Source organism: Corallococcus aberystwythensis, from assembly GCF_003612165.1.
Classification (GTDB): domain Bacteria; phylum Myxococcota; class Myxococcia; order Myxococcales; family Myxococcaceae; genus Corallococcus; species Corallococcus aberystwythensis.
The window spans coordinates 1-450 of the sequence record NZ_RAWK01000575.1 but is presented as its reverse complement, the minus strand read 5'-3'; the positions used below and the strand labels follow the sequence as shown (position 1 = coordinate 450).

The 450-nt window shown below is 65.1% G+C and carries 1 protein-coding gene; it reads left to right on the top strand.

What is annotated here, in order from left to right; genetic code table 11:
- Positions 1-88: 88 nt before the first annotated feature.
- Positions 89-211, top strand: coding sequence for an aminopeptidase (locus tag D7W81_RS41525; protein WP_120560766.1), 123 nt, complete (start codon positions 89-91; stop codon positions 209-211).
- Positions 212-450 lie beyond the last annotated feature (239 nt).

The window sequence follows — 450 nt, the reverse complement described above, 5'->3', positions numbered from 1 at the left end:
GACCCCGAGGGTTCCTCTTCCGGGAGCCCGTAGGCTTCTGATAGGTAAGCCCCCCTTTGCTCCATTCCGGAGACCAGGAGCCACCCACATGGCCAACAGCAAGAGCAAGCACCGCCGCGTGCAGATGAAGATCCGTCAGCACTGGAAGAAGCGGATCAAGAAGCAGAAGGAAGCCGCCAAGACCGCCGCCGCCGAAGGCAAGAAGAAGTAGTTTCGCCCTGGCGCCGCTCCCGGCGGCCCTGGCCTGACGGCCGGGTCGCCGTGAAGGGGCGCGCCACGGTGCATCCAAGGGGCGCAAGGCCCCTGGATGAAGTGTTGGACACCCGGCCGTAACGACGGCCGCCCGGGGGAACGAAACGTCCAGAAGTCATGGATGGCCTCCCGGGGGAAGGTTGATCGGACTTCCTGGTGGGAATCACCGTTCCTACGTTGCCCACGGCAGGTCTGGGG

Bases quoted from the DNA above. Each gene is read 5' to 3' on its own strand.
- D7W81_RS41525 (WP_120560766.1), top strand. From the start codon at position 89: ATGGCCAACAGCAAGAGCAAGCACCGCCGCGTGCAGATGAAGATCCGT.